Source organism: Streptomyces sp. NPDC001920 (genome assembly GCF_053594495.1).
In genome coordinates this window covers 407,360-422,003 of the sequence record NZ_JBSFEP010000003.1, presented here as the reverse complement: position 1 = coordinate 422,003, position 14,644 = coordinate 407,360, and the positions used below count along the sequence as shown (strand labels likewise).

The window sequence follows — 14,644 nt, the reverse complement described above, 5'->3', positions numbered from 1 at the left end:
TGGGCTGCTTGGCTTCTAGGGTCGAGATCATGACGACGACCCCGACGGCTCCCCGGACAGCCACCCGCACAGCGACCGAGGTGGAGTACGCCTGCGAGCACCCGGCCCGGCTGCAGTGGGCCCAGCTCGCCCCCGACGTGTACAAGGCGATGATCCGCCTCGACACGGCCGCGAAGAAGGGCCTCGACCACCGGCTGTACGAGCTGGTGAAGATCCGCGCCTCACAGATCAACCACTGCGCGCTGTGCGTCGACATGCACAGCAAGGACGCGCTGGCGGCGGGCGAGAGCGTCGAGCGGATCATCCAGCTCAGCGCCTGGGACGAGTCGCGGCACTTCTACACCGAGAAGGAGCTCGCGGCGCTGGAGCTGACGGAGGCGGTGACCGTCCTGACGGACGGGTTCGTGCCCGACGACGTGTACGAGAGGGCCGCGAGGCACTTCGAGGAGGCCGAGCTGGCCCAGTTGATCTCCGCGATCGCCGTGATCAACGCGTGGAACCGGTTCGGGGTGACCTTCCGTATGGCGCCGGGTCACTATCAGCCCGGACAGCACGGGTGACGGCCCGGACCCGGCTCCTCGACCGGGACGTCGGGCAGGCCATGTCCGCGCTCGGCGCGACCGCGGAGAGTGGTCTCGGCGACCCCGCGCTCGCCGAGCCGGTCGTGATCCGTGCCTCGCAGCTCAACCACACTGCGCCTTCCGCCTGGACATGCATCTCGCCCTCGCCCGGGAGCACGGCGTGCCCCGAAGGCAGCTCGACCTGCCGGCCGCCTGGGAGGAGGCCGAGGACGTCTTCGACGAGCGGGAGCGGGCCGCGCTCGCGCCGACCGAGGCGGTCACCGTCCTGACCGGGGCACCTCCTCGGTTTGCGGGTCCGGGGGAGGCTTCGTGCCCGACGCGGTGTACGAGCGGGCCGCCCAGTACTTTGACGACATCCGACTCGCCCATCTCGTCGGGCTGATCGTGGCCATCAACAACTGGAACCGGGTGATGGCCGGCCGACGCGTTCCACCAGGGGGACACACACCGTGACTCAGTCCGTGACCAAGATCGAGGCCTTACGAGCCCTGCACCGACGCACCGCACCCGGCGACCCGCTCGTCCTGCCCGGACCGTGGGACGCCGCCAGCGCCCGGGTCTTCGTCGAGGCCGGGTTCCCGGCGCTCGCCACGCCCAGCGCGGGCGTCGCCGCCGCCCTCGGCCACGAGGACGGGCAGACCCCGGCCGACGAGATGTTCGCGGCGGTGGCCCGGATCGTGCGGGCGGTCGACGTGCCGGTGTCCGCGGACATCGAGGGCGGGTACGGGCTCGCGCCGCGGGAGCTGGTGGAGCGGCTGCTGCAGACCGGTGCCGTGGGCTGCAACCTGGAGGACTCCGAGAAGGGGGAACTCAAGGATCCGCAGCGGCACGCCGACTGGCTCGCCGAGGTACGCCACGCCGCCGCCGACCGGCTCTTCGTCAACGCCCGGATCGACACCTTCATCCGGGCGAGCGGTGACGCCGACCTCAAGAAGGTCGCCGAACAGACCATCCGGCGGGCCGCGTTGTACGTCGCCGCGGGCGCGGACTGCGTGTATCCGATCGGCGCCCCCACCGACGTGCTGCCGCTGCTGCGGTCCGGCATCCAGGGGCCGATCAACGTGCACGGCACGGTGACCGGGGGCCCCTCGCCCGCCGAACTCGGTGAACTCGGGGCCACCCGCGTCACGTTCGGCCCGCAGCTCCAGCGCAGCGCCGCTCAGGCACTGCGGGACATCGCCGCCGAACTCACGCCGTGACCGTCAGGACAGCCACGTCTTCCATGTGGACTCGTGGCTGTCCACCCACTTCTTCGCCGCCTCCTCGGGTGACAGCTTCTGCTCGGCGATCATCAAGGAGACCTCGTTCTGGTCCTCGGTCGTCCACTTGAACTTCCTCAGCAGGTCGGCCGCCTTTCCGCCGCTCTTGGCGAAGTCGGCGTTGAGGTACTTCTGCAGCGGGGTGTGCGGATAGGCGCAGGCGACCTTCTCCGGGTCGGCATCGCAGCCCTCCTTGTACGCCGGCAGCTTCACCTCGGTCATCGGTACCTTCTCGAACAGCCACTGCGGCTCGTACCAGTACGTCAGGAAGGGCTTCTTCTCCTTGGCGAACTGCTTGATCTGCGTGATCTGCGCGGCCTCGGAACCGGCGAACACCACCTGGTAGTCCAGGTTCAGGTTCTTCACCAGCGCCTTGTCGTTGGTGATGTAGGAGGGCGAGCCGTCCATCAGCTGGCCCTTGCCTCCGCTCTCCGGGGTACGCAGCCGGTCGGCGTACTTGTTCAGGTTCTTCCAGTCGGTGACGTCCGGGTGGGCCTTGGCGAAGTACGTCGGGACGAACCAGCCGATGTGCCCGGTGACGCCGAGGTCGCCGCCGTTCACGATCGTCTTCTTGTCCTTGACGTACCGCTGCTCCTCCTCCGGGTGCCCCCAGTCCTCCAGGAGCGCGTCGACCCGCCCCTGACTGAGCGCGTCCCAGGCGGGCACCTCGTCGATCTGGACGGTGTCGACGCGGTAGCCGAGCTCGTGCTCCAGGAGGTACTGGGCGACGGCCACGTTGGCCTGTGCGCCGACCCAGGACTGGACGGACAGGGTCACCGACTTGGCGCCCTGCGCGTTGGCGAACGGCGAGGCCTGCTTCGTCATGTCGGCGGCGCCGCAGCCGGTGAGCAACAGCAGCGAGGACGCCCCGGCCACTACGGCGGTGGTACGAAGTCGCATGTCACGCTCCCTTCTTCGCGCGGCGCCGGGTCGGCTGGGTCACCCGGTCCAGCATCAGGCCGAGGCACACGATGGCCGCACCGGCCACCAGACCGGTCGCGAGGTCGCCCTGCGCGAGGCCGAAGACGACGTCGTAGCCGAGCGCGCCACCGCCGACCAGGCCGCCGATGATGACGACGGCGAGGACTAGGACCACGCCCTGGTTGACGGCGAGCAGCAGTGCCGGGCGGGCGAGCGGGAGCTGGACCTGGCGCAGTTGCTGCAGCGGGGTCGCACCGAGCGAGCGGGCCGATTCCAGGGCGGCCGGGTCGACCTGGCGCAGGCCCTGGGTGGTGATGCGGACGACCGCGGGCAGGGCGTAGACGACGGCCGCGGCGACCGCGGGCGCGCGGCCCACGCCGAACAGGGCGACGACCGGGATCAGGTACACGAACTGCGGCATCGTCTGGAAGACGTCCAGGACGGGGCGCAGCAGGCGCTCGACCCGGTCGCTGCGCGCCGCCGCGACACCGGTCGCGAAGCCCAGGACCAGGGTGACGGCGACGGCCGCGAGGACCTGGGAGAGGGTGTCGAGCGAGGGGCCCCACACGCCCAGGACGCCGATCGCGGCCATGGCGAGCACGGCGGTCAGCGCGGTGCGCCAGGTGCCGATCAGCCAGGCGAGGGTGGCGACGACGAGCAGCAGCGACCACCAGGGCAGCCACTGCAGGCCGTCGCGCAGGGGGTTGAGGACCCAGGTGGTGAAGTGGGCCGCCCAGTCGGCGGTGCCGCCGATGACGGGGACGCCCGAGTAGAGGTGGGCGGTCATCCAGTCGACGGCGCGGTTGACCGGCTCGGCGATGTTCATGGTCCAGGTCTCGGGCCAGTCCAGGCGGCCCGCGAGACGACCGGCGACGGCCACGGCCACGGCGGCGAGCAGGGCGTACAGCCAGCGCGCCCGGCCGTTCGGCTGGGGTTCGTCGGCGAGGGCCTGCCCGGCCGCGCCGGTCACCCGGTCCAGGACGACGGCGAGCAGCACGATGGGGATGCCGGCCGCGAGGGCCGCGCCGACGTCGACCGTGGCCAGTGCCTGGTAGACGCGGTCACCGAGGCCGCCGGCGCCGATGACCGACGCGATGACGGCCATGGACAGCGCCATCATGATCGTCTGGTTGAGGCCGAGGAGGAGTTCCTTGCGGGCCAGCGGGATGCGCGCGGTCAGCAGGCGCTGCCGTGCGGTGGCGCCCAGGGACTCGACCGCTTCCAGCACCTCCTTGTCGGCGCCGCGCAGACCGAGGGCGGTGAGGCGGGCCATCGGCGGGGCGGCGTAGACGACCGTGGCCAGGACGGCGGCGGGGACGCCCATGCCGAAGACCAGCACGACCGGGAGGAGGTAGGCGTAGGCGGGGAGCACCTGCATGGTGTCCAGGACGGGGCGCAGCATCCGGTCCATACGGTCGGACAGCCCGGCGGCCAGGCCCAGCAGCGCGCCCACGACGACCGAGGCGAGCACCGCCACGACCATGAGCGCGAGGGTCTGCATGGTCGGGATCCACATGCCGAGGAACCCGCAGGCCAGGAACGCGATGCCGGTACCGGCGGCGAGGCGCGGGCCTGCGACACGCCAGGCTGTGAGGCAGGCGGCGGCGGTGACGCCGGCCCAGCCCGCGGCGAGCAGCACGAGGTACACGGCGCGCACGCAGAGCACGACCGCGTTGCTGATGTGCCCGAAGAAGTAGAGGAACAGCGGGTGGCTGTCCCGGTTGTCGATGACCCAGGTGCTGGCGTTGGTCAGCGGCTCGGAGACGTCGACGGTCAGCGCGGCCGGCCAGCTGCCGCTCGCCCAGCGGGCGTCGGCCAGCGGGACGAGGATCGCGGCGACGAGGGCGAGCAGCGCGAGCTTGCGGAAGGCGGGACGTTTGAGGGCGCCGGGCACGGTGACCCGTGGGGCCGGAGCGGTGACGGTGGCCATCAAGCGACCTCCTTGCTCTTCCCAGCCCCCGCTACGACACCTTGCTGCGCCCCCGCTGAACCGTTTTGTTCCGTGCCCGCCACGACCCCGAGAAGCCGCTCGTGATCGACGACACCCAGACAGCGCGCCCCGTCCATGACGCGGGCCGGCGAACCGGTGCGGGCCACCGCCTCGATGGCCTCCGACACCGTCGCGTCCGGTGCGACCGCCGGGCCGCCGCCGGTCTCGTCCACGGAAGCCGGGCGCATGGCCGTACGGACGGTCATGACCTGCTCGCGCGGGACGTCGCGGACGAACTCGCGGACGTAGTCGTCCGCCGGGGAGCCCACGATCTCCTCGGGGGTGCCCAGCTGGACCACGCGGCCGTCGCGCATGAGGGCGATGCGGTCGCCGAGCTTCAGGGCCTCGCTGAGGTCATGGGTGATGAAGACCATGGTGCGGCCCTCCTCCCGGTGCAGGCGCACGACCTCCTCCTGCATGTCCCGCCGGATGAGCGGGTCGAGGGCGCTGAACGGCTCGTCGAAGAGCAGCACCTCGGGGTCCACCGCCAGCGCCCGCGCGAGGCCGACGCGCTGGCGCTGACCGCCCGACAGCTGACCGGGCCTGCGGTGCTCCATGCCCTCCAGGCCGACCTTGGCGACGACCTCGGCGGCCCGCTCGCGGCGCTCCGCCTTGCCGACGCCCTGGATCTCCAGGCCGTAGGCCACGTTGTCCAGGACCGTGCGGTGCGGCAGCAGGCCGAAGTGCTGGAAGACCATCGCGGCGCGGTGGCGGCGCAGTTCGCGCAGCCGGGACTTGTCCATGGCGCGTACGTCCTCGCCGTCGATGGCGATGGTGCCCGCCGTCGGCTCGATCAGCCGGGTCAGACAGCGCACCAGCGTGGACTTGCCGGAGCCGGACAGGCCCATGACGACGAAGACCTCGCCCTTGCGCACGTCGAAGGAGACGTCCCTGACCGCTGCCGTGCAGCCGGTGCGGCTGCGCAGCTCGGCGGGTGCGAGCGCGGTCAGCTCCGGGTCGGCGGGGACCCGGTGCGCCTTGGGGCCGAAGACCTTCCACAGGCCTTCCACGGAGAAGACCGGTGTCCCGGTCGGGGGCTTGCGGGTCTCGGGCGTCGTGTTCCGGGGCGTCATCTGCGCGTTCGTGCTCATCACGCCTCACCTCCCATCAGATCCGCCGCCTTCTCCCCGACCATGAGCACCCCGATCATCGGGTTCACCGCGGTCATGGTCGGGAAGACGGAGGCGTCGGCGATTCGAATTCCGTCAAGGCCGCGGATCCGCAACTGCGGGTCGACCACGGCCAGTTCGTCGTCGGCGGCTCCCATACGGCAGGTTCCGGCCGGGTGGTACACGGTGTGCGCGACCTTGCGCGCGTACTCGCTCAGCTCCTCGTCGCCCGTGACGTCCGGGCCGGGGCAGACCTCGCGCTTGAGCCAGCCGGCGAGCGGCTGGGTCCTGGCTATCTCACGGGCGATGCGGATGCCGTCGACGAGGGTGCGGGCGTCGTAGTCGTCCTCGTCGGTGAAGTACCGGAAGTCGAGTGCGGGCTTGACCTCCGGGTCGGCGCTGGTCAGGTACAGCCGGCCACGGCTCTTCGGCTTGGGGATGTTCGGGGTCATGGAGACGCCGAACTCCGGGCGCTCGTAGCCCAGTCGCTCCGGGTTGTCCGTGAAGGGGATCTGGTAGAAGTGGAACATCAGGTCGGGGCCCTGGTGTTCGGGGTCGCGACGCACGAACAGGCCCGCGTCGGAGTCCATCGCGGAGTTGTCGGGAATCGGACCGTTGGTCTCCCAGACGATGACGGACTCGGGGTGGTCGAGCAGGTTCTCGCCGACGCCCGGCAGGTCGTGGACGACCGGGATGCCCAGCTCGGTGAGGTCCTCCCTGGGACCGATGCCGGAGTGCAGCAGCAGGCGGGGCGAGTCGACGGCGCCCGCGCACAGGACGACCTCGCGCCGGGCACGGATCAGCAGCTCCTCGCCGTCCTTGGTGCGCACGTGCACGCCCTCGGCGCGGGTGCCGTTCAGCTCCAGCTTGTACGCCCACGTCTCCAGCAGGATCGTGAGGTTGTCCCGCTCGTCCATCACCGGGTGCAGGTACGCCACCGACGCCGACGAGCGCTTGTTGTTCTCGGGGTGGTAGGCGAGGTCGAAGAAGCCGACGCCCTCGTTGAAGGGCTGCTTGTTGAAGCCCTCGACGCGCGGGACGCCGAGCGCGCCCTGGGCCGCGTCGACGAAGTCCCGGGCGATGGCGTTGCGGTCCTTCTCGTCGACCGGGACGATGTTGTTCTTCAGCCGGGCGTAGTACGCCTCCATCGGCACGGCGCCCCAGCCCTTGGCGCCGGCCTCCTCCCACTCGTCCCAGTCGGACGGCAGCGGCTTGAAGGAGATCAGGGTGTTGTGGGAGGAGCAGCCGCCGAGCACGCGGGCACGGCTGTGCCGGATGTGCGAGTTGCCTCGTGGCTGCTCGGTGGTGGGGTAGTCGTAGTCCAGCTCGCCGCCGAGCAGGCCCAGCCAGCGGCGCAGGGTGAGGACGTCGTCGCGGTCGACGTCGCTGGGGCCGCCCTCGATGACGGCGACGGTGACGTCGGGGTTCTCGGTGAGGCGGGAGGCGATGACGGAGCCTGCGGTGCCGCCACCTATGACGACGTAGTCGTAGACATGGGGGTTCTCGGACATGGGCGGGTAACTCCAGGGATCTTGCGAAGTCTTGCTCGGTGGGGGGCGGACGGCCGGAGGGGACCGGAGCGGTCAGCCGGTGAACCAGCGGACCGGCTTGGGGGCGAGGTTCTGGTAGACGTGCTTGGTCTCGCGGTACTCGGCGAGTCCGGCGGGGCCGAGTTCGCGGCCCACACCGCTCTTGCCGAAGCCGCCCCACTCCGCCTGCGGGAGGTAGGGGTGGAAGTCGTTGATCCAGACGGTGCCGTGGCGCAGCAGACCCGCGACCCGGCGGGCGCGGCCCGCGTCGGCGGTCCAGACGGCCCCGGCGAGGCCGTACTCCGTGTCGTTGGCGAGGGCGACGGCCTCTTCCTCGGTGCGGAAGGTCTCGACGGTGAGGACTGGTCCGAAGACCTCCTCGCGTACGACCCTCATCTCGCGGTGGCAGTGGTCGAGCACGGTCGGCTCGTAGAAGTAGCCGCTCTCCGGCCGCTCGGGGGACGGCTCGGGCCGCTTGCCGCCGGAGCGCAGCACGGCGCCCTCCTTGAGCGCGGAGTCGACGTACGCCTCGACCTTCGCGCGCTGCTGCTCGGAGACGAGCGGGCCGCACTCGACGCCGTCGGCGGTGCCCCGGCCGAGGCGGATCCTTTCGGCACGGCGGGCGAGTTCGGTGACGAAGCGGTCCCGGACGGACTCCTCGACGATGAGGCGGGCGCCCGCGGAGCAGACCTGGCCGCTGTGGATGAAGGCGGCGTTGAGGGCCTGGTCGACGGCGGTGTCGAAGCCCTCCTCGGTGGCGCACGCGTCCGCGAAGACGACGTTGGGGTTCTTGCCGCCGAGTTCGAGGGCGACCTTCTTGACGGTGGGTGCCGCGGCCTGGGCCACCTTGGTGCCGCTGACCAGTCCGCCGGTGAAGGAGACGAGGTCGACGTCGGGGTGCTCGGCGAGCCGGGCGCCGACCGAATGGCCGGGCCCGGTGACGATGTTGGCGACCCCTGTCGGCAGGCCCGCCTCGATCAGCAGCTCGATCAGGGCGATCGTGGTCAGCGGGGTGATCTCACTGGGCTTGACGACGAAGGTGTTTCCGGCGGCGAGCGCCGGGGCGATCTTCCAACTCGCCTGGAGCAGGGGGTAGTTCCAGGGCGTGATCAGCGCGCAGACACCGACCGGTTCATGGACGACGACACTGTGGATGTCGGGTGAGCCCGCGTCGACGACCCGGCCCGGGGCCTCGCCCGCGACGAGGTCGGCGAAGTAGCGGAAGGCGTCGGCGACGCAGTCGATGTCGACGCGGCCCTCTTCGACGGTCTTCCCGGCGTCGCGGCTCTCCAGCAGGCCGAGCTGCTCACGGTCGCGCACGAGCAGGTCGGCGACGCGGCGCAGCACGGCGGCGCGCTCGGCGACGGGGGTGCGGGGCCACTCACCCCGCCCTCCGTCGAAGGCGCGGTGGGCGGCCGCCACGGCCAGATCGGTGTCCTTCTCGTCACCCTCCGCGACCACGGCGAAGGGTGCGGCGTCCGCGGGGTCGAGGATCTCACGCGTTGCTCCGGAGACGGCCGCACGCCATTCCCCTCCCGCGTGGATGGTGGTGCGCGCCTGGAGTTCCGTTCGTTCCGCCATGATCGAGTGTTGCCTTCCGTTCCTGTTCAGAGCCCGTGTGTCACACAGGTGTCACTCACGGGACCGAGTGCGCATGCCCCCTGCCCCCCGATGCATGCGCGATCCGGGGGCGAAAGTGCGCTGTGTCACTGGACATGCGGACGAACCGGGCGGAATCGGTTCGGTCGGCGACGCACAGCGACACCGCTGTGACAGGTGCACCCCCGCGAGGAGACGCAGCCGTCCCCTACGACTCAGGGAACCGGGAAGTCGGCCGGCGGGTCCTCCCCCACCCGGCCGTCGAGTGACTCGCGGATCATGTCGGCCTGCCCGACATGGCGGGCGTACTCCTCGATCAGGTCGACCAGGATGCGCCGCACGCTGGGCGTCCGGCCGTCCGGCCAGGTGTGGCGGACCGGCTGGTCCACCCCTGCCTCCAAGAGCACTCGGCGCAGGTTCTCCCGGGAGCGGGCCACCGCGTCACGCCACAGCGCGTACAGGTACTCCGGCTCGTCCTGCGCGGCCGACCGCCACTCCCAGTCGGGGTCCGCGTCCCAGTCGACCGCGTCCCACGGCGGGGGCATCGCGACGCCGAGCAGACGCCGGGTGAAGTACTCGTCCTCGACGAGGGCCAGGTGCTTGAGCAGCCCGCCCAGGGTGAGGGCGGAGGGCGCGAGCCGGGCGCCCAGGCCCGCCGCGTCCAGGCCCTCGCACTTCCAGGCGAAGGTTCGGCGCTGCCGTTCCAGGGAGCCGATCAGGGTCTCCGCCTCGGACCCGGCGACGGGCGGCTCGACAGGGACCGGCGGTTCGGTGTCGTAGGTCATGACGGGCAGAGTAGGAGCGATTCCGGTCGATCGGCTTCCGGAATTGTGGGCGTCATGGTCCCCGTGGGCTGCGGAGCGCTCCGGCGTCCGGAGCCCGGCGTCGGCGAGATCCGCCACGTCCGGGTGCACCCCGGCGCCCGACGCCTCGGCCTCGGCCGCCGGCGGCTCGACGCCCTCGAAAGGGAGGCCGCCGCCCGGGACCTGCGGGTCGTACGCCTCGACACGCACGCCGCGCTGACCGGGCGCAGGCGATGTACCGGGCGTGCGGGTACACCGACATCCCGGCCTACGACGACAACGTCTACGCCAGCCACTGGTTCGAGAAGCGCCTGGCTCCCTGAGCGGAACGCTCAGCTGAAGAACCAGGCGATCACGAAGACCGTGCTGATGACGCAGAAGCCGACGCCGCCCGCGAGCAGGCAGCCCGCACCGCCGATCCGGCCGGGGATCCTTGCCTTGAACGGTTTCGGCGGGTGGTCCGGCGGTTCCGGCGGCACGACGGGAGCCGGCGCGGCTCGGGGCACCGGAGGGACCTGAGGTGCCGGCGTGGCCGGGTGCGGTCGGTCGGCCCGCAGCAGCGCGTTCCCCAGAAGCCGCCCCCAGACCTGCGGGGGCAGGTCCGGGACCTGGCCCCCCGGCGGCTCGACGATGCTCTGCCGGAGCCAGTTGCCCGTGGTGGGGTGGGGGTCGCGGCTCATGCGGTACAGGAGTTCCTGAAGGGGCCGCAGATGGCGCTCCTCCCGGGCCAGCGGGGCGACGGCCCAGGTGAAGAGATGAGCCGCACGGGACGCCCGGTCCGCCCCCGACCTGCCGTCCGTGCCGGGTCCGTGGGGGGTGAAGTACAGGTCTTGGCGCAGCACCTCGGTGCACAGCTCGTGCCGCAGCTCCAGCGGGCGGGCCCGTACCCGGTGGGGCTCTCCCAGCACGTCCAGCAGCAACTCGACGGAGTCCGGCGGCAGATCACCGGAACGCAGTTCGTGCAGCAGGAGTTCGTCGGGCTGCCTGCGCAGTTCGGCCAACAGCACGCTCCGTCCCATGACGTCACCGCGCCGGTGGCCGCGCAGCTCCCGCCGGAGAGCGCCCGTGTCCGGACCGCCCGGGTCGGGGACGGACCGCTGGAGGGGCTGCGCGGGAGCGGCGGAGGGAGAAGAGGGGGCCGTGGAACTCGACTTCGGCGTCACACCGGGATCCGCGTAGGGCTCCCCGTACGCGTCCGTGGTGCGTCCCTCCGGACGCGGGTTCGGGTACGGCTCCTGGTACCCCTCGGCGTGCGGTTCGGGACGCGGCTCCCGATACCCGTCCCCGAGCGGCTCCGGACGCGACTCCCGATACCCGTCCCCGACCGGCTCTGGACGCGACTCCCGATACCCGTCCCCGACCGGCTCTGGACGCGACTCCCGATACCCGTCCCCGACCGGCTCCGGACGCGACTCCGGGCGCGGCTCCCGATACCCCTCCCCTACCGGCTCCGGACGCGACTCCCGATACCCGTCCGCGAGAGACTCCGCGCGCGGCTCCGGGCGCGGCTCGCGGAATCCGTCCGCGAGAGACTCCCGGCGCGGCTCCCGATACCCGTCCCCGACCGGCTCCGGACGCGGGTTCCGGTGCGGGTCCACGTACGGCTCCGGGGCGAGCGCCGCTCGGGTCGGGCCGCCCGTCAGGTCCCGTTCCCGCTTCCGCTCCCGGTCCCGGTCCCGGTCGCGCCCCCGTTCGGGTTCCCGCACCGGCTCGCGGTCCCGCTCCGAGGGCTGCCGGCGGTCCGCCCGCCGCGGTGCGGGCGTGGGGATCCTCGTACCGGCCGGGGGTGTGCGATCGGTGCCGAGGATCTGCTGGAGACGGACACGCCGTCGCTCCCAGTCCATCCGCGCGCCGCCCGCCAGTTCCTCGACCAGCTGCGGGACACCGGGAGGCGCCTGCCGGTGGCCGAGGAGGTGCCTCACCAGCTGGGCCGCCGCCCGGTGCTCGAACTGGGGCTGGACCTGCCTGCCCTTGACCCGGGCCAGCGGGCCGGAACCGCCCGCGTCCTCCTCCCAGCGCGGGACGGCCATCAGCCGCAGGGGATGCGCGTCCGCCGTGTCGCAGGTCGCGAACGTCCACTCGTGTCCCAGCCAGTCACCGAACAGCAGGAACAGCCCGAGGTAGACCAGCGGGACCGCGTCCCGGTCCGGCCAGTCGCGCGGGGGCTCGTCCTCCAGGAGCAGCGACACCCGCTGGGCCGGATCACGCAGCAGCTCCGCGGTGGCGAGGATCAGCGCGTGCTCGACCTTCTGCAGTTGCTCCAGCATCCCCGGAAGCCGGCTCCGCGCCAGCTCGTGGAGGTAGGTGCCGTCGAACTCGGGCAGCCGCCCGGAGGCCTGCTCGGCCTTCTCCTGCCTGCGCCAGCCGCCGTACGCGAGCCCGAGACACTGCCGCACCTTCAACGTGCCGCGGTCACCGACCAGGACGTGGCTGACCGTGCTGGGCCGGCCGCCCCGGTCGGTGGTGGGCCAGCGCTGGACGAGCAGGACGTCGCCGTCGCGGGACAGCGTGCGCACGACGCTCGGCCGGGCCGCCGCCGCACCGGACACCCACAGCAACGGGCCCAGTTCCCGGCCCAGTTCCTCGGCGCGCTCGGCGTCGCAGGAACGGGCGACGGCGTTCATGCCGGTGCCCTGGCGGCCGTGGTTGCCGTCCCACCGGTAGACGACCTGCTGCACGGGTCCCCTGCCCTGGAAGTCGTTCACTGACGTTCCCCTCCCTCGGATCCCTCGGGCTCCTCGGGCCCTTCAGACCTCTCGAACAGCTCGGCTTCGTCCCACGGCACCGCCTCCAGCGCGGGCGCCTCCCCCAGGGCAAGCGCCTCCGTGCCGCCCGGCACCTGGATCAGCCCATGCATGGCCAGCAGCGCCAGCAGCGGCTCCAGCACCCGCCGGGGCCCCGCGCCCGCGGGATAGCGGCCGTGGTCCTCCTGGCCGCCGGTGGCCGAGGCGATGTGCAGGGTGCACCGGCGGATCGCGTCGAAGGGACGCAACCACGCCTGCCCGGCGTGCCGACGCAGCAGCCCGTAGAGGTCCCGGCTCTCCTCGCGCACCAGTTCCGGGTCCAGGGAGGTGGCCGGCGGCCGGGTCAGCCAACGGTCGACGGGCGGCTGGAACCTGAGCAGGTCGGCCTTCCCGAGCACCATCGCGGCCGGCACGTCCAGATACCCGCCGCTCTTGGGCAGCCGGTCCAGGACCGTGCCGAAGGCGAGGTCACCGTCCCGGTTCACCTCCACCCCCCAGCGTTCCCTGGCGTGGTCCAGCTGAGGCAGTGGCAGGGCCAGTGCCGGGTCGACCACGAAGACCAGGGCGTCCACACCGAGCAGGAAACGCAGCGCCGCATCGGTCCGTACGAGGTCCTCGCCGCCCAGGTCGAAGAACGCGACCGGGCGTACCTGCCCCCTCGGGTCGGTGATCAGCAGCGACTCCACGAAGCGGGCGAAGTCGTCCATGCCCAGGGCGGGGGTGTGGTCCAGGACCTTGCCGTTGCGCAGCGGCTGCACCCGGTCCCGTACGAACCTGGCGTGCTGCTCGGGGTTGACGGACTGCCACTTCAGGCCGAACGGCTCCAGGCCGCCGTCCGTGATCGCGGCGATCATCTGGGTCAGCAGATGGCTCTTGCCGGTGGAGGACTGGCCGACCATCGCGACGGTCAGCGGGCGGCCGTACGTCAGGTAGGGCACGGGGATGTAGTGCACGGGGAACTCAGGGTCCGCGCCGCACTTCTGGACGGCCCCGCGCATGATGTCCGTGCGCCGCACGGGGTTGGTGATGCCCTTGAGGTCGAGCGGCTTGTACTGCATCCGGCTGTCGGTGACGTACAGCTTGGTGAGGTCGAGACGGATGGTCTCCAGGCAGTACGGGCAGAGCACCTCCCCGTTCGCCTGTTCGGAACCGGTCGTGGCCCGGGAACGGGCGGCGGGCGCCTGCCGTTTGAGGGACAGCGCCTGCTCGAAGGCCTCGTGGTGCGGGCGGCTCTCGTCGGGCGGCACGGCGACCCGGACGCGGTGGGCGGCGCCCGGCGCCACGAGTTCGAGGACCTGGGCGGGTGTGGGCCGGGCCGCCGCCCTCGGGGCGAACGCGGCCCGCAGCGTCTGGTCGAGCTTGCGGTGCTCGGCGAGGTCGGCGGGCGGCCGGTCGGCGGGGCCGGGCCGCCCGGTCGCCAGCCGGTAGAGCACCTGGGCCGCGCTCCACACCGCGTCGCGCGGGTCGGCCGGTCCCTCGCCGGCGCGCTGCTCGGGCGAGCAGAAGGGCGAGCGTCCCCATGGGCGCCGCGGGCGTCCGATCCGGGTCACCGACTCCAGGCCCCACAGCTGGACCCGGGCTCCGTCCCACAGCACGGTGGCGGGGGAGACACCGCGCGGCACCAGGCCCTGGGCCTCCAGCAGGCACAGGGCCAGCATCAGATCCCGGGTGAAGACCTCCTGGTCGGCCGCCCCCATCACATGGATCCGCGACACGGCCGAGCCGCGCGGCGGGTCGTACAGCAGGAAGGGCTCGGCCGTGTCCAGCTCGTAGCCGATGAGCCTCGGGAAGAGCGCCGCGTACTCGGAGTCGCCCAGCGCCTGGTTGAGCTGGACGGCGGTGCCCGCCTCGGTGTCCAGCAGGGCGCGCGCGGCCGGGTTCGCGGCGTCCTTGGCGGTGAGCCGGACCTGCACGCACTGCTGTCCGTCGTCGTCGAGCACGGCCTTGCGGAGCAGTTGGGGCAGCAGCCGGTCGCGGCGGAACTCACGGCCGACCCGGACCGGGGTGACGCGCCGCCGACCCGAGGGCTCGGTGAAGGCGAGCTTGTCCGGAGGCGGCTCACCCGACCCCGGCGGGCGTGCCTGCGTGGTGCTGGTCACCGGTGGTCCT

10 protein-coding genes and 2 pseudogenes are annotated in these 14,644 nt (G+C 72.2%); 4 read left to right on the top strand and 8 right to left on the bottom strand.

The annotated features are described in order from the left end of the window. The first annotated feature begins 29 nt into the window (after positions 1 to 29). The 3 genes and pseudogenes from ACWCPI_RS07150 to ACWCPI_RS07140 all read left to right on the top strand — a co-directional run bounded on the left by ACWCPI_RS07150 (position 30) and on the right by ACWCPI_RS07140 (position 1,780). Complete coding sequence (locus tag ACWCPI_RS07150; protein WP_451037123.1) at positions 30 to 560, top strand: carboxymuconolactone decarboxylase family protein; 531 nt, start codon at positions 30 to 32, stop codon at positions 558 to 560. Further along, positions 557 to 1,034: pseudogene (locus tag ACWCPI_RS07145) on the top strand (carboxymuconolactone decarboxylase family protein). The gene ACWCPI_RS07150 and the pseudogene ACWCPI_RS07145 overlap by 4 nt, the downstream one beginning before the upstream one ends. Further along, the gene (locus ACWCPI_RS07140) at positions 1,031 to 1,780 is read left to right on the top strand and encodes an isocitrate lyase/PEP mutase family protein (RefSeq protein WP_451037122.1); all 750 of its coding nucleotides are present in this window, start codon (positions 1,031 to 1,033) and stop codon (positions 1,778 to 1,780) included. The pseudogene ACWCPI_RS07145 and the gene ACWCPI_RS07140 overlap by 4 nt, the downstream one beginning before the upstream one ends. 3 nt (positions 1,781 to 1,783) lie before the next feature. Here ACWCPI_RS07140 and ACWCPI_RS07135 read toward each other — a convergent pair whose 3' ends face one another. The 6 genes from ACWCPI_RS07135 to ACWCPI_RS07110 form a co-directional block, all read right to left on the bottom strand. After that, positions 1,784 to 2,740: an ABC transporter substrate-binding protein gene (locus tag ACWCPI_RS07135; protein ID WP_451037121.1), complete on the bottom strand. Its 957-nt coding sequence runs from the start codon at positions 2,738 to 2,740 to the stop codon at positions 1,784 to 1,786. A 1-nt stretch (position 2,741) separates the two neighbouring features. After that, positions 2,742 to 4,691, bottom strand: coding sequence for an ABC transporter permease (locus ACWCPI_RS07130; RefSeq protein ID WP_451037120.1), 1,950 nt, complete (start codon positions 4,689 to 4,691; stop codon positions 2,742 to 2,744). After that, positions 4,691 to 5,824, bottom strand: a complete 1,134-nt coding sequence (locus ACWCPI_RS07125) for a quaternary amine ABC transporter ATP-binding protein (protein ID WP_451037202.1) — start codon at positions 5,822 to 5,824, stop codon at positions 4,691 to 4,693. Before ACWCPI_RS07125 ends, ACWCPI_RS07130 begins: the two co-directional genes overlap by 1 nt. A gap of 17 nt (positions 5,825 to 5,841) precedes the next feature. Next, positions 5,842 to 7,371, bottom strand: a complete 1,530-nt coding sequence (locus tag ACWCPI_RS07120; protein ID WP_451037119.1) for a GMC family oxidoreductase — start codon at positions 7,369 to 7,371, stop codon at positions 5,842 to 5,844. A 72-nt stretch (positions 7,372 to 7,443) separates the two neighbouring features. Further along, positions 7,444 to 8,970 (bottom strand): aldehyde dehydrogenase family protein, encoded by a 1,527-nt coding sequence (locus ACWCPI_RS07115; RefSeq protein ID WP_451037118.1) that lies wholly within the window; start codon positions 8,968 to 8,970, stop codon positions 7,444 to 7,446. Between the two features lie 233 nt (positions 8,971 to 9,203). Next, on the bottom strand, positions 9,204 to 9,773 hold the full coding sequence (locus ACWCPI_RS07110) for a DinB family protein (protein ID WP_451037117.1): 570 nt from the start codon (positions 9,771 to 9,773) through the stop codon (positions 9,204 to 9,206). Positions 9,774 to 9,827: 54 nt separating this feature from the next. On the opposite strand from ACWCPI_RS07110, the pseudogene ACWCPI_RS07105 reads away from it, so the two are divergent. Beyond that, positions 9,828 to 9,962: pseudogene (locus ACWCPI_RS07105) on the top strand (GNAT family N-acetyltransferase); the annotation flags it as partial. Between the two features lie 161 nt (positions 9,963 to 10,123). Here the strand turns inward: ACWCPI_RS07105 and ACWCPI_RS07100 are convergent. Both ACWCPI_RS07100 and ACWCPI_RS07095 read right to left on the bottom strand, forming a co-directional pair. After that, positions 10,124 to 12,496: a hypothetical protein gene (locus tag ACWCPI_RS07100; protein ID WP_451037116.1), complete on the bottom strand. Its 2,373-nt coding sequence runs from the start codon at positions 12,494 to 12,496 to the stop codon at positions 10,124 to 10,126. After that, entirely contained in the window at positions 12,493 to 14,634 is a 2,142-nt protein-coding gene (locus tag ACWCPI_RS07095; RefSeq protein WP_451037115.1) for a hypothetical protein, read from the bottom strand. The genes ACWCPI_RS07100 and ACWCPI_RS07095 overlap by 4 nt, the downstream gene beginning before the upstream one ends. Positions 14,635 to 14,644 lie beyond the last annotated feature (10 nt).

Coding starts and splice junctions, on each gene's coding strand:
- ACWCPI_RS07150 (WP_451037123.1), top strand. CDS start 30: ATGACGACGACCCCGACGGCTCCCCGGACAGCCACCCGCACAGCGACC.
- ACWCPI_RS07135 (WP_451037121.1), bottom strand. CDS start 2,740: ATGCGACTTCGTACCACCGCCGTAGTGGCCGGGGCGTCCTCGCTGCTG.
- ACWCPI_RS07130 (WP_451037120.1), bottom strand. CDS start 4,691: ATGGCCACCGTCACCGCTCCGGCCCCACGGGTCACCGTGCCCGGCGCC.
- ACWCPI_RS07125 (WP_451037202.1), bottom strand. CDS start 5,824: ATGACGCCCCGGAACACGACGCCCGAGACCCGCAAGCCCCCGACCGGG.
- ACWCPI_RS07120 (WP_451037119.1), bottom strand. CDS start 7,371: ATGTCCGAGAACCCCCATGTCTACGACTACGTCGTCATAGGTGGCGGC.
- ACWCPI_RS07115 (WP_451037118.1), bottom strand. CDS start 8,970: ATGGCGGAACGAACGGAACTCCAGGCGCGCACCACCATCCACGCGGGA.
- ACWCPI_RS07110 (WP_451037117.1), bottom strand. CDS start 9,773: ATGACCTACGACACCGAACCGCCGGTCCCTGTCGAGCCGCCCGTCGCC.